This window comes from Pseudomonas sp. NPDC089752 (assembly GCF_044748725.1).
Lineage (GTDB): Bacteria > Pseudomonadota > Gammaproteobacteria > Pseudomonadales > Pseudomonadaceae > Aquipseudomonas.
Genome location: NZ_JBIVGP010000008.1, coordinates 254798 through 280703 on the forward strand (window position 1 = coordinate 254798; position 25906 = coordinate 280703).

At 56.5% G+C, this 25906-nt stretch carries 23 protein-coding genes; 10 read left to right on the top strand and 13 right to left on the bottom strand.

Annotated features, from left to right (window positions below):
• Positions 1–5: 5 nt before the first annotated feature.
• Positions 6–1388: an acetyl/propionyl/methylcrotonyl-CoA carboxylase subunit alpha gene (locus tag ACIPZF_RS15900; protein ID WP_400801054.1), complete on the bottom strand. Its 1383-nt coding sequence runs from the start codon at positions 1386–1388 to the stop codon at positions 6–8.
• Between the two features lie 187 nt (positions 1389–1575).
• Here ACIPZF_RS15900 and ACIPZF_RS15905 point away from each other — a divergent pair, with 187 nt between their 5' ends.
• The 6 genes from ACIPZF_RS15905 (at position 1576) to bioB (ending at position 7513) form a co-directional block, all read left to right on the top strand.
• The gene (locus ACIPZF_RS15905; protein ID WP_400801056.1) at positions 1576–2352 is read left to right on the top strand and encodes an enoyl-CoA hydratase/isomerase family protein; all 777 of its coding nucleotides are present in this window, start codon (positions 1576–1578) and stop codon (positions 2350–2352) included.
• Positions 2349–3881, top strand: a complete 1533-nt coding sequence (locus ACIPZF_RS15910) for an acyl-CoA carboxylase subunit beta (protein ID WP_400801058.1) — start codon at positions 2349–2351, stop codon at positions 3879–3881. Before ACIPZF_RS15905 ends, ACIPZF_RS15910 begins: the two co-directional genes overlap by 4 nt.
• 34 nt (positions 3882–3915) lie before the next feature.
• On the top strand, positions 3916–4128 hold the full coding sequence (locus ACIPZF_RS15915) for an acetyl-CoA carboxylase biotin carboxyl carrier protein subunit (protein WP_400801060.1): 213 nt from the start codon (positions 3916–3918) through the stop codon (positions 4126–4128).
• Positions 4129–4145: 17 nt separating this feature from the next.
• Entirely contained in the window at positions 4146–4997 is an 852-nt protein-coding gene (locus tag ACIPZF_RS15920) for a fumarylacetoacetate hydrolase family protein (RefSeq protein WP_400801061.1), read from the top strand.
• Positions 4998–5065: 68 nt separating this feature from the next.
• On the top strand, positions 5066–6424 hold the full coding sequence (locus tag ACIPZF_RS15925; RefSeq protein WP_400801062.1) for an MFS transporter: 1359 nt from the start codon (positions 5066–5068) through the stop codon (positions 6422–6424).
• An 18-nt stretch (positions 6425–6442) separates the two neighbouring features.
• Positions 6443–7513 (top strand): biotin synthase BioB, encoded by a 1071-nt coding sequence (gene bioB / locus ACIPZF_RS15930; protein ID WP_400801063.1) that lies wholly within the window; start codon positions 6443–6445, stop codon positions 7511–7513.
• A gap of 30 nt (positions 7514–7543) precedes the next feature.
• On the opposite strand, the gene nthB (ACIPZF_RS15935) is transcribed toward bioB, so the two are convergent.
• From nthB (ACIPZF_RS15935) to ACIPZF_RS15945, 3 genes are all read right to left on the bottom strand, one after another.
• The gene (gene nthB, locus ACIPZF_RS15935; protein WP_400801064.1) at positions 7544–8173 is read right to left on the bottom strand and encodes a nitrile hydratase subunit beta; all 630 of its coding nucleotides are present in this window, start codon (positions 8171–8173) and stop codon (positions 7544–7546) included.
• Between the two features lie 15 nt (positions 8174–8188).
• Complete coding sequence (gene nthA / locus ACIPZF_RS15940) at positions 8189–8773, bottom strand: nitrile hydratase subunit alpha (protein WP_400801066.1); 585 nt, start codon at positions 8771–8773, stop codon at positions 8189–8191.
• A gap of 88 nt (positions 8774–8861) precedes the next feature.
• Positions 8862–10100 carry a GTP-binding protein gene (locus ACIPZF_RS15945; RefSeq protein ID WP_400801068.1) on the bottom strand — a complete coding sequence of 413 codons (1239 nt, stop codon included), beginning with the start codon at positions 10098–10100 and terminating at the stop codon, positions 8862–8864.
• Positions 10101–10339: 239 nt separating this feature from the next.
• Here ACIPZF_RS15945 and ACIPZF_RS15950 point away from each other — a divergent pair, with 239 nt between their 5' ends.
• A complete protein-coding gene (locus ACIPZF_RS15950; protein WP_400801070.1) occupies positions 10340–11635 on the top strand; it encodes an MFS transporter in 1296 nt (431 codons plus the stop codon).
• 90 nt (positions 11636–11725) lie between these two features.
• On the opposite strand, the gene fahA is transcribed toward ACIPZF_RS15950, so the two are convergent.
• Positions 11726–13024 (bottom strand): fumarylacetoacetase, encoded by a 1299-nt coding sequence (fahA, locus tag ACIPZF_RS15955; protein WP_400801072.1) that lies wholly within the window; start codon positions 13022–13024, stop codon positions 11726–11728.
• Positions 13024–14325: a homogentisate 1,2-dioxygenase gene (gene hmgA, locus ACIPZF_RS15960; RefSeq protein ID WP_400801073.1), complete on the bottom strand. Its 1302-nt coding sequence runs from the start codon at positions 14323–14325 to the stop codon at positions 13024–13026. The genes fahA and hmgA overlap by 1 nt, the downstream gene beginning before the upstream one ends.
• A gap of 320 nt (positions 14326–14645) precedes the next feature.
• Between hmgA and ACIPZF_RS15965 the strand changes: the two genes are divergently transcribed.
• Both ACIPZF_RS15965 and ACIPZF_RS15970 read left to right on the top strand, forming a co-directional pair.
• Complete coding sequence (locus ACIPZF_RS15965; RefSeq protein WP_400801075.1) at positions 14646–15683, top strand: carbon-nitrogen hydrolase family protein; 1038 nt, start codon at positions 14646–14648, stop codon at positions 15681–15683.
• On the top strand, positions 15673–16482 hold the full coding sequence (locus tag ACIPZF_RS15970) for an SDR family NAD(P)-dependent oxidoreductase (RefSeq protein WP_400801077.1): 810 nt from the start codon (positions 15673–15675) through the stop codon (positions 16480–16482). Before ACIPZF_RS15965 ends, ACIPZF_RS15970 begins: the two co-directional genes overlap by 11 nt.
• A 121-nt stretch (positions 16483–16603) precedes the next feature.
• Here ACIPZF_RS15970 and ACIPZF_RS15975 read toward each other — a convergent pair whose 3' ends face one another.
• Entirely contained in the window at positions 16604–17527 is a 924-nt protein-coding gene (locus ACIPZF_RS15975; RefSeq protein ID WP_400801079.1) for a LysR family transcriptional regulator, read from the bottom strand.
• Between the two features lie 202 nt (positions 17528–17729).
• Here ACIPZF_RS15975 and ACIPZF_RS15980 point away from each other — a divergent pair, with 202 nt between their 5' ends.
• Positions 17730–18812 carry an alkene reductase gene (locus ACIPZF_RS15980; RefSeq protein WP_400801081.1) on the top strand — a complete coding sequence of 361 codons (1083 nt, stop codon included), beginning with the start codon at positions 17730–17732 and terminating at the stop codon, positions 18810–18812.
• Between the two features lie 45 nt (positions 18813–18857).
• On the opposite strand, the gene ACIPZF_RS15985 is transcribed toward ACIPZF_RS15980, so the two are convergent.
• From ACIPZF_RS15985 to ACIPZF_RS16010, 6 genes are all read right to left on the bottom strand, one after another.
• Positions 18858–19364, bottom strand: coding sequence for a nitrile hydratase accessory protein (locus ACIPZF_RS15985; RefSeq protein WP_400801082.1), 507 nt, complete (start codon positions 19362–19364; stop codon positions 18858–18860).
• Complete coding sequence (gene nthB, locus ACIPZF_RS15990; protein WP_400801084.1) at positions 19361–20029, bottom strand: nitrile hydratase subunit beta; 669 nt, start codon at positions 20027–20029, stop codon at positions 19361–19363. The genes ACIPZF_RS15985 and nthB (ACIPZF_RS15990) overlap by 4 nt, the downstream gene beginning before the upstream one ends.
• Before the next feature lie 9 nt (positions 20030–20038).
• A complete protein-coding gene (nthA, locus tag ACIPZF_RS15995; RefSeq protein ID WP_400801086.1) occupies positions 20039–20650 on the bottom strand; it encodes a nitrile hydratase subunit alpha in 612 nt (203 codons plus the stop codon).
• Between the two features lie 196 nt (positions 20651–20846).
• The gene (locus ACIPZF_RS16000; protein ID WP_400801088.1) at positions 20847–22277 is read right to left on the bottom strand and encodes a carbohydrate porin; all 1431 of its coding nucleotides are present in this window, start codon (positions 22275–22277) and stop codon (positions 20847–20849) included.
• Positions 22278–22404: 127 nt separating this feature from the next.
• On the bottom strand, positions 22405–23412 hold the full coding sequence (locus tag ACIPZF_RS16005) for an ABC transporter permease (protein WP_400801090.1): 1008 nt from the start codon (positions 23410–23412) through the stop codon (positions 22405–22407).
• Positions 23409–25892, bottom strand: a complete 2484-nt coding sequence (locus ACIPZF_RS16010; RefSeq protein ID WP_400801092.1) for an ATP-binding cassette domain-containing protein — start codon at positions 25890–25892, stop codon at positions 23409–23411. The genes ACIPZF_RS16005 and ACIPZF_RS16010 overlap by 4 nt, the downstream gene beginning before the upstream one ends.
• Positions 25893–25906: the final 14 nt, after the last annotated feature.

The following is a 25906-nucleotide window of genomic DNA, read 5'->3' on the forward strand; positions in this document are numbered from 1 at the left end:
TCTCCTTATGCAGGCTGGGTGGCAGGGAAGAGAGAGTCGTTGTGCTCGTCGATGAAGCGCGTGTGAACTGACGTCTCGGCGTATGCCGGATGGTTGAGCACGTTAAGCAGGAAGTCGCGGTTGTTCCGTAAGCCGCTGATCTTCAGCTCCGTCAGTGCGCGCTTCAGTCGCTCCACGGCCTGGTGGCGATCGGCCCCATGTGCGATCACCTTCATGATCATGGGGTCGTAAAACGGTGTGATCCGGTCGCCAGCGACGAACCCGGTATCGATCCGGACACCCTCCACCAGCGGCAACTCCAGCTCCTCGATCAGGCCTGGCGCCGGCATGAATTTTCGCTCAGGGGATTCCGCGTAAATTCTTGCCTCAATCGCATGACCATCGCTCTGGATGTTGTCCTGGGACAGCTCCAGGCGAAGATCCTCGCCCAAGGCATGGCGGATCTGCGCAGCCACCAGGTCAACACCTGTCACCGCTTCGGTCACGGGGTGCTCAACTTGAATGCGCGTGTTCATCTCCAGGAAGAAATACGACTGGGTTGCATCGTCGTAGAGAAACTCGACAGTACCGGCCCCGTCATAGCGGCACGCCTCGGCAAGTCGAACAGCAGCAGCAGCCATCTCATCCAGCACGGCCTTGGGTACACGCGGCGCCGGCGATTCTTCCAGCACTTTCTGATATCGCCGCTGGATAGAACAGTCACGCTCGAACAGGTGAACGGCCTCACCGTTGCCGAAGCCAAAGACCTGGACTTCGATATGGCGAGCGCTGAGGATGAGCTTTTCCAGGAACACTGTGCCATCGCCAAATGCACGCTCTGCCATCCGCTGGGTGCTGGCAACAGCTTCAACCAGTTCATCAGGCTTATGAACTGGCTTGAGGCCAATACCTCCCCCTCCAGCAGATGCCTTGACGAGCAAGGGATAGCCAACAGCTGCGGCAGCTTGCAGCAACTGGTCAGGATTATCCGCTGTAACGTTCTCGGCCGCTGGCTGAACCGGAACGCCTGCTTCAATGGCCAGGTGACGGGAGCGCTGCTTGTCACCCATCGCTTTGATTACGGCGGCAGTCGGCCCGATGAATGCGATACCTGCGGCATGGCAGGCGTCGGAGAAATCAGTGTTTTCAGACAGGAATCCATAACCTGGGTGCACCATGGTCACCCCATGTGCCTTGGCCACGGCCAAGACCTTCTGGGCATCAAGATAACTCTCAGTAGCCTTCGCCGGCCCGAGCAGAAATGCTTCGTCCGCAGCCTTGACGTGCTGCGACTGAGCATCTGCTTCCGAGTAAACCGCTACAGTCGCGATCCCAAGCGCTTTCGCAGAGCGGATCACGCGGCACGCGATTTCACCCCGGTTCGCGACCAATAATTTTTGTTCTGTCACGGCCAACCTCCAAAAACTAACGGTTGTAAGTCATAAAACGCTGCACCCCCTCCTCTTCCTAACCCCTATCTTTAGGGCCCCGAACACATTCCAGTGGAAATATGGCGGTGAGGGTTGTGCTGCAATCGAAGCGTAGCTATATTTTAGAAAACTAACAACCGTTAGTAAAACAAGAAAGGAGAAGAACGTGACCTCCACTCAGCTGCTGGTTGAACATGAAGGGGCCTGCGCAACGGTCATCATCAGTAACCCTGCCAAACGCAATGCGATCGCGACGGCCACTGCGGCAGACCTGGTCGAAACACTGCAGGGCCTGGACAAGAATCCTGACGTTCGCGTGATCGTGATCACTGGCGAGGGTGACTGCTTCTCATCTGGTGGTGACCTGGACGAGTTTCTCAGCACGGTGAGCGCTGGCGCCTCGGTGCTTTGGGATACGGGCGAGCCCTGGCAGAAGCTGTTCGGCCTGATACCCACGTTGAGCAAACCTGTGATTGCTCGCGTGGTGGGCCCAGCCATGGCCGGTGCATGTGGTCTTGTTGCTGCATGCGATTTCGCCTATGCCGCCGAGGATGCAACCTTCGGTTCGCCCGAAATCAAGATCGGTCTCTTCCCGCTGTTCATCCTGCCTGCCCTCCTGAATCGAATGGGCCAAAGGCACGCGCTGGATCTAGCGCTCACGGGTCGAAGCATTGGCTCGGCTGACGCTGCGCGCATGGGGCTGGTCAACGCTGTAGTACCGAAAAACGAACTGGATCAGCTGATCAATGACCAGGTGCAAGCGTTGGCCAAGCTTGAGCCGGCAACGGTGCGCCGAGGCAAGCACGCATTCCACAAAATCTCATCGACCGGCGCCGAGGAAGGCCTGGAGCTCGCGCGCGGCCTGCGCCCTGCCTTCATGTGCTCTGAGGAGCTGCGTCGCGGCATCGAGAAATTCTTCAACAAAAAAGGGGCTAAAGCATGAGCGGCATCGAAAACGTCAAAGAATTGCAGCGTCGCGTAGAGATCGCCATGGCCGGTGGCTCCGACAAGGCCAAAGACAAGCACAAAGCCCAGGGCAAGTTGCTGGTGCGTGAGCGGCTGGAAATGATCTTCGATGATGGCAAATACCTCGAGGACGGCCTTCTGGTCGGCGCGTCACGCGGGATGCCAGGTGATGCAGTGGTAACGGCCGTAGGCAAGATTGATGGTCGTGACGTCGCGGTAATCGCTAACGACATGACAGTCAAAGCGGGCACATGGGGCTACCACACCTTCCGCAAGATCGTCCGGATGCAAGAGATCGCAGTCGCTAGCAAGATGCCGATCATCTATCTCGTTGACAGTGCTGGCGCCCGCATCGACAGCCAGTTTGACTGCTACCTCGGCAGAATCGCATGGGGCAACATCTTCTACACCCAGGTGCAAATCTCCGGTGTGGTACCGCAAATCTGCGTGTTGTTTGGCCCATCCCCTGCAGGTTCCGCGTACGTCCCGGCCCTGTGCGACCTGATTATCATGGTCGACAAGCAAGCTACCGCGTATCTGGGCTCACCACGTCTTGCCGAAATGGCGATCGGCGAGAAAGTCACCGAAGAACAAATGGGCGGCGCCCGCATGCACTGCGCCGTCAGTGGGCTTGGCGACTACCTGGCAGAAACTGAAGAGGAAGCCCTCAAGGCAGCGGTCGACTATCTGCGCTTCTTCCCCTCGCACAACAGCGACATGCCGCCGCTGCGTGAGTCACGCAAACCGCTGTCCGAACGCAAGGTCAGCGAAATTGTACCTCCGGATCAGAACCGCCCCTTCGATGTAAAAGATCTGGTTCAAGCGCTGGTGGATGAAGGCAGCCTGTTTGAAATCAAAGCCCTTTTCGCCAAGGAAATGTTCACCGGCCTTGCCTACTTGGGCGGGCGTCCGGTCGGCATCGTAGCCAACAACTCGAAGAACAAGGGCGGCGTGCTGTTCAACGACAGTGCCGATAAAGCGACCCGTTTCATTTGGGCGTGCAACGCGTTCAACGTCCCTCTGCTGTTCCTGCAGGACATCAGCGGCTACATGATCGGCAGTGCCGTGGAGAAGGCCGGCATCATCCGTCATGGTGCAAAGCTGCTGCACGCCGTGTGCGAAGCCAAGGTTCCGCGCATCTCGGTCATGATCCGTAAAGGCTACGGGGGCGGCTACCTGGCCATGTCCGGTGGCCCAACCTTGCCTGACGCACAGCTCGCACTCCCTGGCGCCATGCCCGCACTGATGGGCCCCGAAGCGGCTATCAACGCCATTCACTACAACGAAATCCAGAAAATGGAGCCGGAAGAGCGCGAGCGCTTCATCACGGAAAAGCGCCAGGAGTACGCGAAGGATATCAATGCGTACGATCCAGCCGATCAGTTCTCCTTCGAAGCCGTCGTGGATCCGGATGCCCTGCGTGAAGAGCTGATCCAGCGCTTCAACCTGTACAGCCGCCGCGTCATCCCTCGCATCGATCGCCGTAACGGCATCTACCCCGTCTAACGCTTAGCCACATAACAAGAATTGGAGAAGTTGAATGAGTCAGATCAAAGCACAGATGGCTGGGAACATCTGGAAGATCACCGTGCAGCCTGGCCAGACCATCGACTATGGCGATGAGGTGATCATCATGGAATCCATGAAGATGGAGATTCCCGTCGAAGCTGATGCCGCCGGCGTGATCAAAGAAATTCGTGTTTCTGAAAACGACACGGTAGACGAAGGCGACGTGCTGATCGTCCTCGAATAATCACCGGAGGAATTTCGATGAAAATCGCAAGCTTCATTCATGAGGGGCGGACGACTTACGGCGTCGTTGACCTGAACTACGCATACGATGTTGGTCGGATACTGGGGCGGAAATACCCAGACCTCAAGGCACTGCTGAGCTCGGAAACCGGGCTCGCCGAGCTGCAGGAACTGCTTCCCGACGCACCGGGTGTGCCGGTACGCGCGGCACAATGGCTGCCGCCGATTCCAAACCCGGACAAGGTGCTGTGTGTCGGGCTGAATTATGCCAAACACATCGAAGAGACTGGGCGCGAGGTACCTAAGTACCCCACGCTCTTCACCCGCTTCGCCAACGCTCAGGTTGGTCACGGCGAGCCCCTGGTAAAACCCACGGCCTCTGATGCGTTCGACTTCGAAGGTGAGCTTGCGATTGTCATCGGCAAGGGGGGACGGCATATCAGCGCCGCGAATGCGCTTGACCATGTACTGGGGTACAGCCTATTCAACGACGGCTCCATCCGTGACTGGCAGCGCCACACCCTTCAGTTCACCGCCGGTAAGAACTTCGTCGCGTCTGGCAGTTTCGGCCCCTGGATTGTCACCAAAGATGAGGTTCCGGATGTGAATCAGCTTCGCCTGATCACCCGGCTCAACGGTGTGGAAGTTCAGAACTCCGGAATTGATGACCTGTTGTTCAAGATCGCAGACCTCATCGCTTACATTTCGACGTTCAGCGAACTCGTGCCGGGCGATGTCATCGCCACGGGTACGCCTGGTGGTGTCGGTGCATTCCGTGAGCCGCCACTGTGGATGAAAGCAGGCGACCTGGTTGAGGTAGAAGTCGAAGGTATCGGGCTGCTCAGCAATCGAGTCATTGAAGAAGCATAAGCAGCCAATCCATTGAGGGGCATCGCCCCTCAATGCAGTCCAAGACAAAAACAACACAGGACGATTGAATGAAACCATCAACGGAAATGTCCGGGTGGATGCTTGATGACGCCCAGGATTCAGTAGCCAGGCGTGCGCTTTTTGCCCGAATAACCTGGCGGGTCATGCCCCTCGTGTTCATCGCCTATGTCTTCGCTTTTCTCGACAGGGTCAACATAGGCTACGCAAAGCTTCAAATGGTGCCAGAGCTGGGACTTTCGGAAAGCCAGTACGGCCTTGCGGCGGGAGTCTTCTTCATCGGGTACGCCCTTTTCGAGATTCCAAGCAATATCCTCCTCGATAAGATCGGCGCGCGACGGACAATGACGCGCATCATGCTCTTGTGGGGCATTGCCTCCGCAATGACCATGTTCGTCACCACTGCCCAACAGCTCTACATTATCCGATTCTTGCTTGGTGTCTTCGAAGCAGGCTTTTTCCCCGGTGTAATTCTCTATCTCAGCTACTGGTACCCGAGCTACATGCGCGGACGTGTCACCGCATCGCTGATGATTGCAACACTCGTAGCACCAATCGCCGGCGGGCCGGTATCAGCATTGATCATGCAAGAAATGAATGGCGCCTGGGGTTGGTCAGGATGGCAATGGCTGTTTCTGCTTGAGGCTCTCCCCATCCTGGTCATAGGGGGTATCTGCTTCTTCATGCTCTGCGATCGGCCATCTGAAGCTAGCTGGCTGCCTCAGGATCAGAAAGCCTTGCACCGACGTATCATGGAGCAGGACTCACAAGGCTCCGCCGATCCACAGGCCTCACATGGCAATTCAGCCATCCTGTCAGCGCTGCTCGACCCCAAGGTCTATGTGCTGGCGTTCCTGTACTTCAGCTCCGCACTCGGCACCTACACCTTCAATTTCTGGCTGCCGACCACCATTCAGAAACTGGGTGTGACCGATCTTACGCACGTCGCCTTTTACGCAATGCTCCCCTTCAGCTGCGCCGCGATCGGAATGATCCTGATCGGTCGCAGCTCCGACCTGAGGCGCGAGCGTCGCTGGCACTACGTGATCAGCATTTTGTTTGGGGCCACGATGCTGTCGCTGTCGACACTATGGAGTGATTCGCTGTGGATGTCGCTTGCGCTGCTGGGCGCCTCTGCCTTCGGCTTCAGTGGAGCAATCATTGTTTGCTGGGCAATCCCCGCGACCTACCTAAAAGGCAAAGCAGCGCCCGCTGGTATTGCTCTGGTCAGCAGCCTAGGCGTGACCTGTGGCTTCGCGGGGCCAGCGTTGATCGGTTTCGTACGCGACTTCACGGGGAAGGATCATGCGGGCTTGTACGCCATAAGCTTGATCATGGTCTTGGCTGCGCTCGCCATGTTGTTCCTGACCCCCAAACAAGCACTCCATGTCGGTAGCGCCGACGCCTAATCCAGTGGAGACCAAGCGATGACTTTCTCGAACGAAGCGCGATCAAACTGGACGCTCGACGAAGTGAGAGGATTGTTCAAACAACCTTTCAATGATCTTCTGTTCCACGCCCAGACGGTTCATCGAGCGAACTTTGACCCCAACCAGGTGCAGGTTTCCACGTTGCTGTCGATCAAGACAGGCGCCTGCCCTGAAGACTGCAAGTACTGCCCGCAATCGGGTCATTACAACACCGGACTCGAAAAGCAGAAGCTCATGGAGGTGCAGAAGGTTCTGGAGGAGGCCGCTCGAGCGAAGGCCATCGGCTCTACTCGCTTCTGTATGGGAGCTGCCTGGAAACACCCGTCGGCCAAGGACATGCCCTACGTGCTGCAGATGGTCAAAGGCGTAAAAGCCTTGGGGCTTGAAACCTGCATGACGCTTGGCCGTCTCGACCAGGAACAAAGCCAGGCCCTGGCCGACGCGGGCCTGGACTATTACAACCACAACCTGGATACCTCGCCAGAGTACTACGGCACTATCATCACGACGCGTACCTACAGTGAGCGCCTACAGACCCTGGCCTATGTTCGCGATGCGGGGATGAAAATTTGCTCAGGGGGAATCTTGGGTATGGGCGAGTCCCTGGATGATCGCGCCGGCTTACTGCTTCAACTGGCCAACCTGCCAGAGCATCCGGAGTCCGTTCCGATCAACATGCTAGTCAAGGTCGCCGGCACCCCTTTGGCTGACGTCGAAGACACTGACCCTTTTGACTTCATCCGGATGTTGGCGGTGGCGCGAATTCTCATGCCCCAATCCCATGTACGCCTGTCTGCAGGGCGCGAACAGATGAACGATCAGATGCAAGCACTTGCCTTCATGGCCGGCGCGAACTCGATCTTTTACGGAGACAGGTTACTCACCACCGGCAACCCGCAAGCTGATAAAGATATGCAGTTGTTTGCTCGCCTCGGCATTCAGCCTGAAGCTCGGGAAGGCCATGCGGACGAGGTATACCAGGCGGCGATCGAGCAAGATCTCGAATCCCAGGCAAATAGCAGCTTGTTCTACAACGCTGTCATTGGCAGCGTCTACAGTCCTGCGTGAAAAAGGGAGGGCTAAGCCCTCCCTTCTCTTCTACCGGTCTTCGGCAATGCTCAAGTAACTTTCCCACAAGTCGACAACGACCGTCGCCCCTTCCTCTGCCTCGCCCCATAGATCGCTGGCTTGGAAACAGACGTGGTAAGTCGGTTGTTCGTGCACCGGCAGTCCATGCCCCGCTTCGCCTGGAAACGCCACTGCTTCGGTGACGCTCAGAACAGTACCGGTTTTGCCCTGGCAGTAGCGAGGGGCTCTCAGATGCCCGGGTGGAGGTGCTGTCAGCACGGTAACCCGATCACCTGCGGAAAACGGCAATGACCGCGTTCGGCTTGCGTGCCCCTTTCCGATAGGCATCGAGAGCGGGAAAGTCCCTGGCCCACCAGCATGGTGCTCCAAGTCCGCGTGCGAAATAAGGCCATTCTCAACCGCCAATGTGGCCATCCCTACCAGGACGCGATCGAAATAGGGTGAGTTGATGTACTCAAGAGTTGGCATGCGTTCAATCGCATGGCGTCCGCCATCGAATGTCCACCAGCCCTTCTGCTTAGCCAGAATGGCTACTACGTAGGGCAATGGTTCCCAAGCACTGTGAAACGGTTGCTGGTCGCGAAGTTGTTCGAGTTTACCAAAACCTTCCATCCCACCCATGTCGTGAATGCCGTCCATCAGAGTCTCCTTGGCTTAGGCAGCCACAGTGTTTGGATTGGGAAGTGCTACGCCGATCAGGACGTCCTTGGTCACTAACTTCGCCAGGTCGCCCTCCGACCAGCCCTCAGTACCTTCAGGCCGACATGGGAGCACAACGTAACGCGTTTCAGCGGTCGTATCCCAAACGCGGATCTTGACGTCTTCCGGCAGATTCAACCCAAGTTCGCTCAACACCTTTCGCGGTTCACGCACGACTCGGGCCCTGTACTCAAAGCTCTTGTACCATTCTGGAGGAAGACCAATGATGGGCCAGGCGGTGCATGAACACAGCGTGCACACGATGACGTTCTGCAGATTTGCCTTGTTCTCCAGCGCGACGATGAAACTCCCCTCGTCGCCTCCGAAGCCGAGTTCAGCGCAGGCGGCAGTACCATTGGCGAGCAGTCTGCTCCGGAACGCCGCATCAACCCAGGCCCGCGCTACCACGCGTGCCCCGTTTTCAGGAATCCACTTGGTGAATACGTCCTCCAAGCTCGCGATGTAGTCATCGCTGATCAGGTTTTTTGCCTTCAGCGCCGCCTTGAGCGCCTCCGCACGCGTTTGTGCTGATGCTTTCATCAGCTGTCCTGCACTGGCCATTCCCGGTCAACCTCTCGATTGTAATAATGAGTCAGAGTCTATGGCTCGATAATGAGAGCTACCTGCTTCAGCTGGACAAAATCGATGTTTCCTCGAGGACAGGCTTGCTCTGGGTCGCGAATGGATCGTCATAGCCAGACCACGCCTCCATCCCTGCCGCCAATTCATCGTCCGTGAGCTGGCACTGATCAAGGCGCTCTTGAAGCTCGCCGTAGTTGATAGCCTGACCGATGAAGACAAGCTCTTGGCGACAATCCCCTGCCGACTCAGTCCAGTGCTGCAGGATGCCGTCCCTGCGGTAGGCATCCGTTGGCCATTGGCGTTGCGAGATGAAGCGCCACCACCTGCCTACAAACTCGAATGTGATGCGCCCGCCCGCTTGCGACATTGCCCCGATCTCGGTGATCTGGCTCGCCAACCAGAACGTCCCTTTAGCGCGTAGCAGCGTGCCGTTCGACCAGCGATCATGAAGGAGTGCGTAAAAGCGGCCAGGGTGAAAGGGAATCCGTGCACGATATACGAAGGAATCGATCCCGAATTCGGCTGCCTCGCTATGCGGCTCATCACGAAGCTGCTTCATCCATCCCGGGGCCTGGGCGGCACGCTCGAGGCTAAAACGACCTGTATTGAGCAGCTCATCGAGTGGAACCTGACCATGGCTCATCGGAAGAATCCGAGCCTCTGGATTCAGCTGGTGCAGAATGGCGGTAAGGCTCTCAAGCTCTTGAGTTTCAACCAGGTCGCTTTTGCTAAGTAGCAGGAGGTCAGCAAACTCGACCTGTTCCACCAAGAGTTCACCGATATGTCGGACGTCGTCCTCACCTCGGGCCAATCCCAGGTCGTCGAGCGACTTCATTGATCGATAGTCAGTGAGAAACCGGCTCGCGTCCACGACCGTGATCAGTGAGTCCAGGCGCGCTACGTCGTTCAAGCATCTGCCTGTGTCGTCCACAAAGGTAAACGTTTCGGCCACCGGGAGAGGCTCTGAGATCCCAGTGGACTCAATCAGCAGGTAGTCGAACCGACCGTGTGCCGCCAGCGCATTGATCTCAACCAGCAAGTCCTCACGCAGGGTGCAACAGATGCACCCGTTGCTCATCTCGACCAGGCGTTCATCTGCGAATGCGAGCTGCCCTGATCTCGCGATCGAGTCAGCATCGACATTAATTTCACCCATGTCATTAACGATGACTGCAACCCGAAGCCCTTGTCGGTTGCTCAGGATTTCATTCAATAGCGTCGTTTTGCCGGCACCGAGGAAGCCCGACAGGACTGTGACAGGGAGGCGTTCGTCAGTGTCGCGCATGGTGCTACTGCCTTTACAAAATGATCAAAGGTCACCGTACCGCAGGGGCAGACCTCCCACCTGACTTAAAGAGACAGCATCGGTTGCCCCTGAGAGTCAGGGACGAGCATCAGGGTCTCTAAGCGGGGGCAACTGTCTTTTGTGAGCAATCAAATCTGGCGCAGCCGGGCCATCTCGGCGTGAAGAAGATAGCTAACGTGGGGGCGCGTCTTGAACGTCTTTCCACCAAGGTACGATCCATGAATTATAAGAACACCAATTGGTCACTCGAAAAGCTAGGGCTTCCTCGCAAACTTGCCTGGGGTTTTCTCGCAATTTTCCTCTTCATGACAGGCGATGGCATAGAAACCAATTACCTGTCTGTTTATCTGACAGACCTCGGTTTGACCCAGCAAAAATCGGCCATCGTCATCGCCTATTACGGCATCACGGCCGCGATTGGTGCGGTTTTGGCCGGTACGATCTCTTCGTGGAAAGGCCCACGTGCAGCAATGATGTGGGGCGCCGGGATCTGGATCATTTTTGAGGTCTTGTTCCTGATCGTGGCCGTGCCCTCAGAAAGTTTTGAGCTGATCGCCCTCACCTACACCCTGCGCGGGTTTGGCTATCCGCTGTTTGCATTTGGATTCCTGGTGTGGATCAACACCACCGTCGAGCTGACCAAGCGGACAACAGCGGCAGGTTGGTTCTGGTTTGCGTTCACTGCGGGCTTTCCCACGGTCGGTTCGTTGGTCGCGAGCGCAGGCGTTGATACCTTGGGCAAATATGCCACCCTATGGCTCTCGCTTGGGGTCGTCGTGCTGGGCACTCTCGTAGCCTACTTTGGCATCACCGAGACCCGAGGTCGAAGTGGTTTTAGCCAAGACGGTGCTGGCCCGCTCAAGCAGTTGGCGCGTAGCCTTTCCGCAGTCGTTACGTTCCCTAAGGTAGGCATGGCGGTGGTGCTGCGGGTGATTGCTACCGCGCCCCAGATCGCATCCTTCGTCTACATGCCATTCTTCTTCGTCGACGTCATCAAGCTATCGATCAGCGAATACCTCACCATGACGTTCGTCATGTACGCGGTATGTACCGTCGCCTGCCTGTTCATCGGTCGTTTCTCTGACGACTTCGGTTGGCGCAAGACCATGGTGTACATAGGCGGGATTGGATGCGCTTTGACGACTTTGGCCATGTACTACGGCGCGCTGCAGGTTGGGCCTAATCTGCTGCTTTGCACCTTGATTTGCTGCTGCTACGGTTTCACGCTGACCGGCTTCATCCCACTCACCACTGTGATGTCCACGTTGCGTGATGCCAAAGGTAACGATGATGGCACCATTTTGGCCCTTTACGCGCTCGGTGCAGGCGTCTCTGCGTTTATGGGGCCGGCAATCGTCGGCGCATTGATGCCAGCCATTGGTGTCGAAGGCCTCGTTTGGACATTCGCAGGCATGTATCTGGCCGGCGCTGTTATCGCCCTGCTCCTCAAAACAGAGGCGGATCCCGGGGAGAAAACGTATCGCGAGGCTCAGTGTGAAACCGTCGCTTCTTAGTCTGAATAGCTGACGCAGACGCCCCAAAAGACAACGCCCCGAGCGATTGGGGCGTTGTCTTTCCCTAGCTGGTTGAGACACCGTTGGGCCTTAACAGTTACCAAGGCCTTGGATTTGAGCAACCACCTTCGCTTTGCATTCGCCGAACCCGATGGACTCATGACCTTCACGGACACACCGCGCGCGCATAATTACTTCGTCGCCATCTTCCAAGAAGTAACGGTGCTCTCCGGAAGGAAGCGCGATAGGCTCTTTCCCCCCCTTCGTGAGCTCCAGCAAGCTGCCGTACTGGCTTGGGTGAGGGCCTGACAACGTTCCCGAACCCAAAAGATCTCCAGGTTGAAGTTGGCAGCCGTTCACAGCGTGGTGCGTAACCATTTGCGCAGGCGTCCAGTACATCACTTGGGTATTACTCAAGCTCAAGCGATGTGGCGGCAATTCAGACTTTCGCATCGCTTCAGTAGTGATCAGCACTTCAAGCTGAATATCGAACAACCCCTGCGCCTGGTCTTGGTTGTCACTTAGGTAATCAAGCGGCGCGGGATCTCCATCTGGCCTCGCAGGCACCCTGCATCGGAATGGCTCCAGCGCCTCGGCAGTGATGATCCAAGGCGAGATGGTGGTATGAAAACTCTTCGACAGAAAAGGCCCTAGTGGCTGATACTCCCAGGCCTGAATGTCACGGGCAGACCAATCGTTCAGCAGGCAGTAGCCAGCGATATGATCACGAGCTGAGGAGATTGGAATTGGCTGGCCCAGCCCATTCCCGGTGCCGATCCAAACCCCAAGCTCAAGCTCAAAATCCAGCCGATCGGTGGGGCCAACTGCGGGAACCGAGCTACCAGGGGCAAGGGTTTGTCCCACGGGGCGGATGACGTCGACTCCGGAAGGTCGAATGGTCGAGGCGCGCCCGTGGTAGCCAATCGGAACATACTTGTAGTTAGGCAGCAGCGGGTTGTCAGGTCGGAACAGCTTACCCACGTTCACCGCGTGCTCAATGCCCACGTAGAAATCGGTGTAGTCGCTGATCTTGCTCGGCAAATGAATCTCGCATTGCTCCATCGGTCTCAAATGGAGCGCTACCACCTCTGCATGTTCACTACCTTCGGTCAGCAGGGCCATCACCTGATTCCGTAATGCGACCCGATGGATACGGCCCAGGTCAAAGTACTTGTGTAACGATCCGCCGCGTGTTGCCAACACTGCGGTCTCAGCCTCGTTGTCGAGTAGGCCGGAATTCAGTACCCCCTCAAGATCGAGCACATATTCGCCAATGGCAATACCAGAGGTGCGAGCACCACCACCTGCGCTAAATATGCCAAGTGGGAGGTTTTGTAGCGGGAACTCAGGGTGACCATTCGCACTTTCAATCCAGCTGTTCTGATTCATTAGCGCGACTCCTGATCGAAGGTTGCCGGGATAGCTGCCCAGCATGCATCGTAGTTCGACTGCAAGGATGGCGACTCGAGCGCAAAGCTCGATGGACGCAGCGGCTTGCTAGTTTCAAACATGAAGGCCATTGTGCCCTCTATTTTGACGGGTTTTAGTGGGCTAGCGATCGCCTTGGTGCACGTCTCGCCATCAGGCCCATGCGCGCTCATACAGGGATGGAGAGACGCCCCGCCCGCCGTAAAACCTTCCGCCTTCGCGTCGTACTCACCATGAATCAAACCCATGAACTCATTCATGAGGTTGCGGTGGAACCATGGTGGCCGGAACGTATTCTCTGCCACCATCCACCTCGGGGGGAAGGCAACGAAATCGAGGTTTGCCAAGCCGGGTGTAGAGGTTGGTGAGGTCAATACGGTGAAAATTGAAGGATCTGGGTGATCGTAGCTCACCGTGCCGATCGTGTTGAACCTGCGCAAATCGTACTTGTAAGGAACGTTGTTACCATGCCAAGCAACAACGTCCAGCGGTGAATGAGAGAGTTCACAAGACCACAATTCGCCCAAGAACTTCTGAACAAGCTCAGCGGGTGCGTCGACATTATCGAACCTCGCCTCAGGGGTCAGGAAATCACGTGGGTTGGCTAGCCCGTTACTGCCGATGGGCCCTAGATCGGGTAAGCGAAGCGGTGCACCATGATTTTCCGCGATATAACCACGTGCTGTCGCATCCAGCAGCTTTACCTGGAACTTCAGGCCGCGTGGTATTACCACTATTTCCTGCGGCTCAACAACCATCTCGCCAAGTTCAGTCAGAACATGAAGTCGACCCAACTGAGGGACAATCAGCATTTCCCCATCAGCGTTAAAGAAGAACCGCTCCATGGATCGGTTCGCTGTGTAAATGTATACCGTCGTACCCGTGATGCTTTCTGAGCTCGCATTCGCGACCATGCATGCGATGCCGTCTACAAAATCAGTTGGGGTCACCGGCAATGGCAAGGGATCCCAGCGCAGACGATTCGGGGTAACCGCACCAAGCTGCTGCCCTTTGATTTGGTGAGGAAGCTTGCTGTAAACCGGGTGTAGCGCGGAGGGCCTGATTCGGTACAACCATGTCCTGCGCATTTCGTTACGGGGCATCGTAAAAGCAGTGCCAGAAAAAAGCTCTGCGTATAGCCCATATGGCGATTTCTGCGGGGAATTTTGGCCCTCGGGAAGCGCTCCAGGGAGCGCCTCACTACTGAATTCGTTCCCAAAACCGCTTTGATATCGGGGCTGCAGCCTAGTCGCGTCGATCATGCCGACTCCTACCGGATTTGTCTTTGAAATCATGTGGTTATTGTTTTCGTCACGATACAAATTACGTTTTGCGTAATCACATTACGATTAGCGTAAATTTTCGTCAACCATCCCTCAGCGCCCTCATCCTCAGTACCCGGGTGCTCTGATAGGGCCAGGCCAGGTGAAGCAAGGCACGTGTACCCATTCCCTTGATTGATGCCTTGCGGGAACGACTGTGCGTATTTCGAGGCCGGTTATCCGTGCCCTTATCGGGCATAGACTGAAATTGCTTACGTGCCCCAAAATCACTTCAACATAAGAACAACGAGGTATTTTCCATGGGAACAGTGCATCCGAAATATAAGGTTGCCGCAGTTCAGGCTGCGCCTGCATGGAATGATCTGGAAGGATCGATCCAAAAGTGCATCCACTACATTGAAGAAGCGGCGCGAGCTGGTTGCGAGCTGGTTGCTTTCCCCGAAACCTTCATTCCGGGATATCCGTGGCACATATGGGTTGAGTCCCCTGCTGGCACAATGGTGCGCGGTTATGTTCAGCGCTATTTCGATAATTCGCTGGATTACAAATCGCCAGAAGCTGAACGCATTCGCCAGGCTGTAAAGAAGGCAGGTATTACTGCGGTTTTAGGACTATCGGAGAGGTCGGGGGGCAGTCTCTACATCGCCCAATGGATTATTGGGCCAGATGGAGAGACCATCAGTACCCGCCGCAAAGTTCGTCCGACCCATGCAGAGCGCACCGTTTATGGCGAAGGCGACGGCAGTGACCTCAAGGTTCACGACACACCGCTTGGTCGCTTAGGCGCCCTCTCCTGCTGGGAAAACTTGCTCTCTCTGAATAAGTTTGCCATGTACGCTCAGCACGAGCAGGTGCATGTGGCAGCCTGGCCAAGCTATTCGATCTATCAGCCGTTCGCCTATGCACTCGGCCCCGAGTGTGCGAACGCGATTAGCCAGGTGTATGCGATTGAGGGCGGCTGCTTCGTAATTGCCCCCTGCGCCGTGATCTCTCCCGAAATGATCGAGGAGCTTTGTGATACGCCCGAGAAGCGAGAGCTTCTCAAAGCAGGCGGTGGCCACACAGTTATCTATGGGCCTGACGGCCGACTCCTGGCTGAAAAGCTGCCTGAGGATGGCGAAGGCCTCGTTATTGCCGAATTGGACTTGGGTTTGATCGGCATCGCTAAGAACGCCATGGATCCTGTTGGGCACTATTCCCGCCCGGACGTTTACCGCCTACTGCACAACAAAACACCCTCGTCTCGCGTAGAACACCTGCGCATGCCCCTTGATCAACAGCAATTCGACAAGATCGAGAGCATCGCGAGTGCCGAGGTCGAAAAAAATGAGCAATGACAGACTCGATCTAGTCGCTCGAAGCACCGGCACAGGCTGGAAAGAAGAGCTTTCCAGTGGTCGCTTCAGCGGAATGAGCATCCTCATCACGGGTGCTGGCTCCGGCATCGGCCTGGCGACAGCACTGCGTATTGCTCGTGAAGGCGGGCATGTAATAGCGGTAGATCGCGTTGCAGAGCGGCTGGCGAGCTTGATCGATCTTGCGCAAGGGCTTTCGATTGTCCCTGTCGCGGCAGACATCACAACAAACGAGGGTATCGCAGCCATCACTGCTGCAACCGGTGGTCATCTGGACGGTCTGGTCAACAACGCTGGCATCGCCGACGGCTTCACGCCTCTTGGCGAGACGTCGGATGAACTGTGGGATCGTGTCATGAGTATCAATGTGACGGCGCCGTTCAAGTTGACTCGAGCATTGCTTCCACAGCTTGAGCAATCCCACGCAGCATCGGTTGTCAACATCGCATCCATCGGTGGGTTGAGAGCCGCTGTGGCCGGGACGGCCTATGTAACCTCCAAGCACGCCATCATCGGTATGACCCGCAGCGCCTCGTTCTTCTACCGAGATACGAGCATTCGTTTCAACGCAGTGGCGCCCGGAGCGGTAATGACCAATTTGGAGCTGAGCTTTGAATCAAAGCTCGGCCAAGAGCGAATTGGTGATTACCTTGCGGCCGTACCCCCGCCACCGGCTGAAGCCGAACAAATCGCGGCGTCAGTTACGTTCCTGCTGAGCCGAGACGCCACTAACATCAATGGCGCCGTCCTAAGCAGCGATAACGGCTGGAGTGCGATGTAGGTTTTTCAAACCGATCAGCTTCAACCATCACTGCGCATCACCACGACTTTTTGCGCAGCAAACGGCAGTCGTTGATCGTCGCGCTCCAAACGTCCCCCGTACTTAGTACGGGGGTTTATGTTTAAACGGGCACATGGAATCCACTGTCCGGCAGTTGAGCGATACGAAGCAATTCATCCACCACCACCCTGAGGCGTGGCTGGAAGTAGTTGCTTCGAACCCACACCACGTGAATCGGCATCTCCCCGCCTGACAGGTCACCCAGGACAGTGATGAGTTCCCCGTTAGCCAGATGATCTTTCACTAGCCAGGTCGGGAGTTGTGCTAAACCACAGCCGGCGAGAGTCGCCGCCAGCATCGCGTCACCATCCCCCATTTCGTGGCGTACGGGGATGTCAAAGCTCTCGGTTGCCCCGTTCTTGTCCCTGAGAATCCAGGTATGGCGCTGTCCGCGACGCCAGCCAATGACGCAGCTGTGACTCGCCAGTTCCTCTTTTGTTTGCGGTACCCCACGCTCCGCCAGATACTCCGGAGAGGCGCAGATGACAAGGCGTTGCTCTCCTAGCCGCCGGGCAACCAAATCGGCGTTATCCTGGAGTTCACCAATACGGACAACCATGTCGACCCCATCATTTATCAAGTCGATGGTGCGCTCGCTGAATGTGACTGTCAGGTCGAGACGACTGTGCCGGGCGGTCAGCTTGAGCAGTTCGGGCAAAACGTGACGCCGACCGAAAGCCGCAGGTAGATCGATCCTAAGCCGGCCGACAGGCGTCTGGTGCCCCGTACTCATGCAATTTTCAGTTTCCTCTAGAACAGCCATGGCCTGCATGCAGCTTTCCAAGTAGGCCTCACCATCGTTGGTCAGGCTGACCCGTCTGGTTGTACGGTGCAGCAGCTTCGTACCCAGTCGAGACTCTAGCCTCATTACGCTTTTACTAAGCGCCGATCCAGTGACACCAAGTGACAGCGCAGCAGCTGTGAAGCTGCCCTCTTGGGCGACTTTTACAAAATCTCTGACGCCAGCAAAAATATCTTCACTCATGCACGATTGATTCCCTGCAGGACTTAGAGAAAAGAAATATACCACCTTAATCAACTGCCCGGCATCAATTACAGTATGTACGGTATGGTGAGTGCCTTTCATGGCGATCAAAGCCGCACGCCGTGCGGCTGACCCTGCTCAGGCATCGCGCCTGAGTTAGCGCACCACCTGATGATCAAGCATTCAGTAAAAGGTGTAGATGATGTCCAAGTTGTTCGAGAACTACGATCTGGCAGGCCTCGAGTTACCTAACCGTTTCGTCATGGCCCCTATGACCCGCTCCCGCGCGCTAGACATGGTCGCTGATGACCTTACCGCTGAGTACTACGCCCAACGCGCCGGTGCCGGTCTGATTGTTTCGGAAGGCTCCCAGATTTCAGAGGAAGGTCGTGGATACCTCTTCACGCCCGGCATCCATACCCAAGAGCAGGTCGAAGGCTGGAAGAAGACCACGCGCGCTGTCCATGAGGCTGGCGGACGTATTTTCATTCAGATGTGGCACGTAGGTCGGGTATCCCATACCTCCTTGCAACCCGACAACCTTGCACCAGTTTCTTCCGTTCCAATCAAAGCTCAAGCCACTTACTCATTTACCTACGATGTAAATGGCGTCCCTGGCCAGGTACCTTCCAGTCAACCTCGTGCCCTGACCATTGCGGAAATACACAGGATCACCAATGACTATGTCGCCGCCGCCCAGAACGCCATGGATGCAGGTTTTGATGGCGTCGAAATCCACGCCGCCAACGGTTATCTTTTCGAACAGTTCATCAATGGTGGCCTGAACCAACGGGCCGATGTATTTGGAGGCTCCATCGAGAACCGACTGCGCTTCCTGCTGGAAACCATCGACGCAATGGTCGACAGGATCGGTAAAGACAAAGTCGGCGTTCGGATTTCCCCGCAAGGGCGACTGTTCGACATGCATACGTTCCCAGGTGAGAAGGAAACCTGGTTGAAGCTTGCCGCTGAGCTGACCAAACGCGACATCGCCTATGTGCACATCAGCGACATGGGCATCACTCAGGAATTCCTCAAGGAGTTTCGTGCAGCCTACAAGGGCACCCTGATCCTGGCGTGCTCGTTCGATCAGATTACCGCTGAAAAAGCGTTGGCGGAGGGGCTTGGAGATCTGATTGCATTCGGACGTCCGTTCATTTCGAACCCTGATCTGGTGGAGCGCATGCGCAACGATTGGCCCCTGGCCGCAGGTGACCGCAATACGTTCTACGGTGGTGGGGTGGAGGGCTACACCGACTACCCTCGCTTTGATCCGGCAGCTTAATCGCTGATAAGGCAGCTGGCCTGAGTAAGACTGGCTGCCTTTGGCTCAGGTGGGTCGTGACACCGAGATTGGCCTGGCAACCACATGAGTGTGCCCATGCCCATGCCCATGATCGTGGTCGTGGTCGTGGTCGTGGTCGTGGTCGTGATGATGCCCATGACTGAGAGGAGCATGACTACGTGAAAATATGACGGGTTGACCATGCACGGTATTGAGGTAGGAGCGCCGCCAATGCTCTTGGGTATCCTCGATCTCACTGAGTTTGGCCAGATCCAACGACACCACCACTGACTCCAAAGCGCTGAGCCACTGGCGATAATAGGCATCGTTGACTGACTCATCCGGCTGCTGAGGTTCTGCAGCGATGTGTTCGCTGAAGACTTTCACCCACGCTTTCCAGTCAAGCTGACCACTTTTCACCAAACTGACGGTGACGGCGAAAGCTTCCGCTTGCCACGGGGCATCAAAACTGGCTTTGAGCTTGTCCGAAAGTACACCATCGGACATGCACGGCGACGACATTTCATAAGCAGCTTGTAAAGTCTCATTCATTGAGCAGGCTCCAGATAGCTCTCAAACAGATCGAGGAAGACGGCATCCTTCCTGCCGGCGTCGACGCCCCACAGTTCACCCCCTTCGAAACGCACCGCATACAGGTGCTGAGCCTGACCTAGAACCCCGTGGGCACGGGTATCTGCAAAGTCGAAGCTTCCACGGTAGCTGATGACCACGCCTCGCTTGCCCCGCGCATAGCGTGGGAGCCGGGTGTGACCGATGGGATTTGCGTTTATGCAGCGAACCAACTCACCCTCACTGAATCTTCGAGGTGCCTCCAGTGGTAACGCTGTCGAGCCTCCCGCTTGGAATCCAGGCCAACATTGCTCGGCTGCGACCTTTGAGATGATAGAGCTGCCGATGCCTGACGATATCAGGTGGCCTGCAGCAAGCTCCTCTGGCGTGACCACGCCCTTTTTCACGAGCAGATCCTCCATGAAATGGAGCCAGTGCTCGTAATAGCTGCTCGTCAGGTAGTGCCCAGGGTTCATCGTCTCCATCGAATGCCGCGTCTCATCGGCATTCCAGGCCCCGCCGAACCAAATTGCCATGTTCAGCGTACAGACTTTACGCTCCCACTCTTCATGGAAGATGGGCTCATTGTCCTCAGGGTTGATCGGCCCATGGCCGCGCAGCCCCCCAAGATCTGCCACGTAACTCATGGTAAGTCCTTACTCACTCTGAGTCGGGCTGGACAGTGCCAGGCCAACGCCGATCATGGAGTCCCGGGAAACCAAATCAGCGAGTTGCTCCTCCGAAAAACCTTCAGTCCCCTCAGGCCGCATGGGGAGCACCAGGTACCGAATCTCTGCGTTGGAATCCCAGACCCTCACCTCCGTCGAAGACGGTAAGACAAGCTCGAACTCTTTAAGCACCTCACGTGGTTCGAGCACAACTCGGCTACGGTAGGCTGCAGATTTATACCAGGTGGGTGGCAAGCCTAAGGTTGGCCAGGGATAGCAGGAACACAGCGTGCACACGGTGACGTTGTGCACGCTGGGCGTGTTTTCCAGCACAACCATATGCTCGCCCTGCCCTCCGCTATACCCCAGTTCGGCAATCGCACTGGTTGCGTTGTGGAGCAGACGCCTTTTGTAGTCTTCGTCCACCCAAGCGCGAGCCACGACTCTTGCCCCATTCCTCGGGCCGATACGGTTTTCGACGATGTCGACCAGCTCGTCCACGGCCTTGGGATCAACGAGCTGCTTTTCAACCAGAAGCGTTTCGAGGGCCTTGACGCGCAGTGCAGGAGATGAGGGTGGCTTCGTTGTTGAGTTGCTCATAGTGCATTTCCATGAATGTGCATCGTAAAGCGTCAACTGCGTCAGTGCGCTCCCTTTCAAGGATAGTAGCGCCTGTCATGCCAGAGCTCTTGACTCAAAGGGACAAGCTGAGTTGAACCAAGCCGACAGCGCGGTTTAACCGTGCCGGCTTGGTTTGAGAGCGGTGAGCACTCGATTGAAGCTCACCTGGAAGGGATCAGAACGACGCGCGAATCATCAGGCCAGCGAGCAACGCGCTATCCACCTGATTTACACCACCTGGGTGCTTGATGTACTGCACGTTCGGGCGAAGGGTCAGCCAGTTCGTCATCTTGAATCCGTAGTAGATTTCTGCACTGTACTCGTCGCCCTGTACAGGCAGATAACGCGGATTGTCGTAATCAGAGACGTTGTTGATCTCATTGATCAAGCGCTGACGCTTGCTCACATCGTCCGCAACGCTCAGGCCGCCTACGGCAATGCCGATTGCATCCTGTGGGCGCGCATCGAAGGGCCCATTGATCGTGACACCCAGGGTGTAGTGGCGAGCGACATAGCCAGTGTCACGATCGTTCCAGAAGCCCTGGCTGAAGACTTCGATGTTGCGCAGCGGATCGTTGTTGATCAACCCTACTGTCTGGCGAGCCACATACCACCAGCCCTTTCGGTTCGAATGCTCCTTGAACTCACCGCTGGGCGTCAGCGGTTGAGGTTGTCCATCTGCGCCTTCGTAGACGTCGGTAGCATCCGCTGTGTTGAAGAATCCACCGATCCGGTACTCGGCAGGCAGTCCGAAAAGCGCTTGCTTGGGCGACCAGATAATCTCTGCGGGGATCAGAACGCCGTCGCCACCACTCGTACTGACTTTGAAGGCGTTCCGGTTCTCCAACAGCGTCGGGTTTTGCTCAAAGATCCCGATTTGGAATGCCCACTCAGGCTGGAACTGGTATTTCGCCGACGCAGCCCACTGACCGATCGGGAAGTTGTACCAGTCATCACCGTGCCAGTTGCCTCCCGAGTTACCGCAGAAATCGAGGTTCTGGAAGTCGCATGTAAACTGTCCGAATGCATCCGGCCCGAACCGGCCCAAGGTGTATTCAAACTTCCCATCATCAAGCTTCTGTCGGAACAGGAACTGGGTCAGCCGCGTTACATTCCCTCGACCAAAGACGTTCTGTGCCGACCCCAACTGGCCCTGGCGTGGGTCGATCAAACGAGTTGCAGAAAGGTCTTTACCGTTCCGGTCGGTGAGCGTGACAACTAAGGTGCTGTCTTTCAGGCCCATAACTTTTTCAAGATCGGTTGTCATCGTAAAGGCGAATTGATCAGCATACTCCCATTTACGATCATGATTGTAACCGCCCTTGGCATTGTAAGCCGAGTCATTTCGGTAGGTCATGCTGAACGAATAACCTTTACGTTCAAGTTCTGTCCTAAGGCCACCCCAGTCGCCAAGCATCCACTGACTTCCGCCTTCCCCTGTGTATGCCGCCGTGGGCGAAGGGTTATCGCTGGACTCCGATGTGGAACTCATGGTGGCACTAGGCGCCGGGCTGGAGCTGGAACTTTCCTGGGCCCAAGTATTGCCTGCACCCAAAGTTGCTATCGCAACTGCCGCCCCACCTACCATCGCAAGTTTGTATTTCATTGTTTTTCTCTTATGCACATTTGTTGGACAGACGAAACCCGCCACTTGCTCTACTAGACGCAAGCGTTAGTTACACGGAAAAGTCTTTGGTACTGCGTACCACCTCGTTAGCTGAATTTAGATTCAGTCAACTTCTCTTCAGGAGCCCAGGTACATTGCGCACAGCTACAGCCGCCAAAATGGCCATCGCTTGAACAATCAACTGAACAGCCGAACTGGCGCCCATCGCAAGCACCATTTGTCCCAACTGCGCCATGAACAAAGCGGCGACGGCGCTTGCGACGACACTCCCCTTGCCACCGGTGAAAGGCGTACCCCCTACTACCACTGCGGCAATTGCAGGAAGCAGGTAGTCATTACCTGCAGTGTGAGATGCGCTACCAATGAACCCGGCGAGCAAGATTCCGGCAACCGCAAAGCAAACGGCGGATACCACATAGGCCCCGATCTGGTACGCGTTGACACGGATCCCGGCTGCCAGGGCGGCCTCAGGGTTGATGCCGACCGCCACAAATCGACGGCCAATCGCAGTCTTGCGAGTGATAACCCAGACAACGACAACAAACAGGAAGGCAAATACCACGCTAAACGGTAGCCCCAAGAACTTGGAGTGCGAAAAGTCCTGCAGGGATTGCGCGGTTGAAACCGGTGCGTTACCCGTCAGTGAGCGGATGGCACCAATCAGCAAGGCATTCACCGCCAATGTCGCTACCAGCGGACTGATGGACAACCTGGAGGTCAAGACACCGTTCACGATTCCGACCGCAACCGCTGACAGAAGCGTGATGAGCGCTGCCAGGATCTGAGAGCCCAGCATGTTGCCCAGCAGCGCAGCCAGCACGCCCGCCAAGCCGACCATGCCTATTGCAGACATATCCAGGCCGCGCTGCTGAATCACGACGGTTTGACCTGTCGCCACTATCGCCAGCATGCCTGCGAAAGGCAGCATCGCCAGCAGCGATCCTTGGGTGACTGTACCTGGTGCGACAATGGCGCTGATCACGAACAGCGCTGCGGTGCCAAACCAGACCCAAGAGAATTCATCAAACTGGAACAGGCGGCGCTTGGTAGCTGCCAGCTTCACTGTTTTGCGGTTTCGTGGAGTGTCGTTTTGCTGGAGATTGATCGCGCTCATACCGCCACCGCCATTTGTCGACTCTTGGAATAAAGGGCAACCGAGATCAGGATCATTGCGCCCAGTAGGTAGGACTGCCAGGCGTCATTCAGATCGAGGAAGGTGGTTACAACGTTCACCTGTGTGATCAAAAGCGCACCCAGTAGCGCCCCCACGAACGAGCCGCGCCCACCAAACAGGCTGGCGCCACCGATGACCACCGCTGCAATGCTCGTGAGCGTGTAGCTGGTACCGGCTGAAGGATCCCCCGATCCAACCTGCGCCATCATCGGGATCGCCGCCACAGCAGCCATCAAGGAACAACCCACATAGGCGCCCAGCAGAATCAGGCGCGGGCGCAGGCCCGAGACACGTGCAGCTTCGGGCTTAGAGCCGTAGCCTCGGAACGCAATGCCCCAGCGGCTTCGGAACAATGCGAACTCCAGGGCGAAAGCGACTGCGATTGCCACGAGGATCGCAAGCGGCAGGTACCCGTACTGGAGGTTGATGGTGTCCATGACCTGTTCAGAAATGAGCCCACCTGGAACCGGCCTAAGCATTAGCGAACAAGCCTGCAGTCCCATGAAGGTCACGAAGGTCGCGACCATGGGGTGCATCTTCATGGGATCAACCAGAATCCAGTTGATAACGCCCACAGCGGCTGCGGCACCGAACATGAGCGCCCATCCCATCATGTCTCCACCACCCGTGCCGCCTTCAATCTGGTAGAACGATTGGATGACCAGCGCAAAGCCCATCAGCGGCCCCACTGATAAGTCGATGCCTCCGACAAGCATCAGTATCTGTTGGCCGAACGCCACAAGCGCTAGCGTTGCGACGAGAGCAAGCATCCCTGAAATGTTGCGTTCGCTCAGGTAAAACTCGTTGGCACTGGCGGCGAACACACCCAAGACGAAGATAACGGCGACCAGAATGGCCAGCGGTGCCCAGTCGCCCGCTGCCCACTTCCAGAACGCAGAGATCCCCTGCCTGGCGTGCGAACGGTGGTTAGTCGCAGTGAGCACAGCGGCGGTAATGTTCTGCTCAACCACCTGCTCTTGAACGAGCTCCTTGACGATCTCTCCTCGAGAGAAAATCATCACGCGGTCACACAGCCCCGCCACTTCCGAGGCGTCGGATGAGACCAGGATAATGCCTACCCCACTGTCGGCGACTGCGCGCAGGGTCTGGTAGATCTCCATGCGTGCGCCGATATCGACACCCTGTGTCGGTTCATCGACGATCAGCACCGAAGGTTTGCTTGCGAGCACGCTCGATAGAACGACTTTTTGCTGGTTGCCACCGGAGAGCTGGCGGATCGGGGTATCCAGGGACGGCGTCTTAACCGCAAACTCGTTGACAGCCGCGATCGATCGCTTTTCTTCAAGGCCAGGCGAGATGAAACCCAGCACACTGGAAAGGCGAAGGCTGCGCAGCGAGAAATTCTCGCGGATATTCAGCTCTGCGAATATGCCCTCGCGATGTCGATCACCCGGTACGTAGCGAATGCCACCCGCGCTTGCGACCGCTGAGCTGGAGGTTTTCACAGGCCGGCCATCCACCACCACCTGGCCCTTGGAACGGTTGATCCCGGCGAGTGCTCTGATGAACTCGCGCTGACCATTGCCGTCGATGCCGGCAAGTCCAACGATCTCACCCCGTTTGACGGTCAGGTTGAGGTTGCTGAAGCCCTTACCGCTGTAGCCGGTTACCTGCAGCGACGGCTTCTCTGCTTGGGCTTGCGCACCTTTGGAGGGGAACTCCCGGTTCAGTTCGCCGCCGACAATCAGCTCGACAATGTTCTGTTCGGAAAGCATCTTCGCATCATGGGTGCCTTGATCCTGGCCGTCTCGCAGTACGGTCAGGCGGTCAGAAATCTGTTGGACTTCGCGGATGCGGTGGGAGATATAGACAACCGCAGCTCCGCCCGACACCAGTCTCTGGATATGGGTGAACAAACGCTGTACGTCATCTTTTCCCAAGTGCTCTGTGGGCTCATCGAGCACCAGAACCTTCGGCTTGGCCGCAAGCGCCTTGACGATTTCAACAATGAATTTTTGCTCGGAGTTGAGACTGGCGACACGCGTCGCTGGATCGATTGCGACGCCTAAACTCCACAACTTCAGGCATTTCAAAGCCCATTCCCGAAGCTGGACGGGTGAAGGCCTGGCGCTTGGGGGCATTGCCATGTACAGATTCTCTGCGACCGAAAGATCCGGCATGAGCGCCGGCTCCTGACGTACGATCGCAAGCCCCATTTCACGGGCGAACTCGGGATCTCCAAGCGCTTTGGAGCCATCGATCAAAACACTACCGGACTCTGGGATCAGCGCCCCGGAAGCCACTGCCATCAAGGTTGACTTGCCGGCCCCATTTTCCCCCACCAGGCCGTGCACTTCACCTGCAAGGACAGTAAACGTCACCTCATCCAGCGCTTTCACGCCAGGAAACACCTTGGTTACCCGGTCGACAACCAGGAGCTTTTTTTGTTCGGGACTCATAACCACCCCTCACC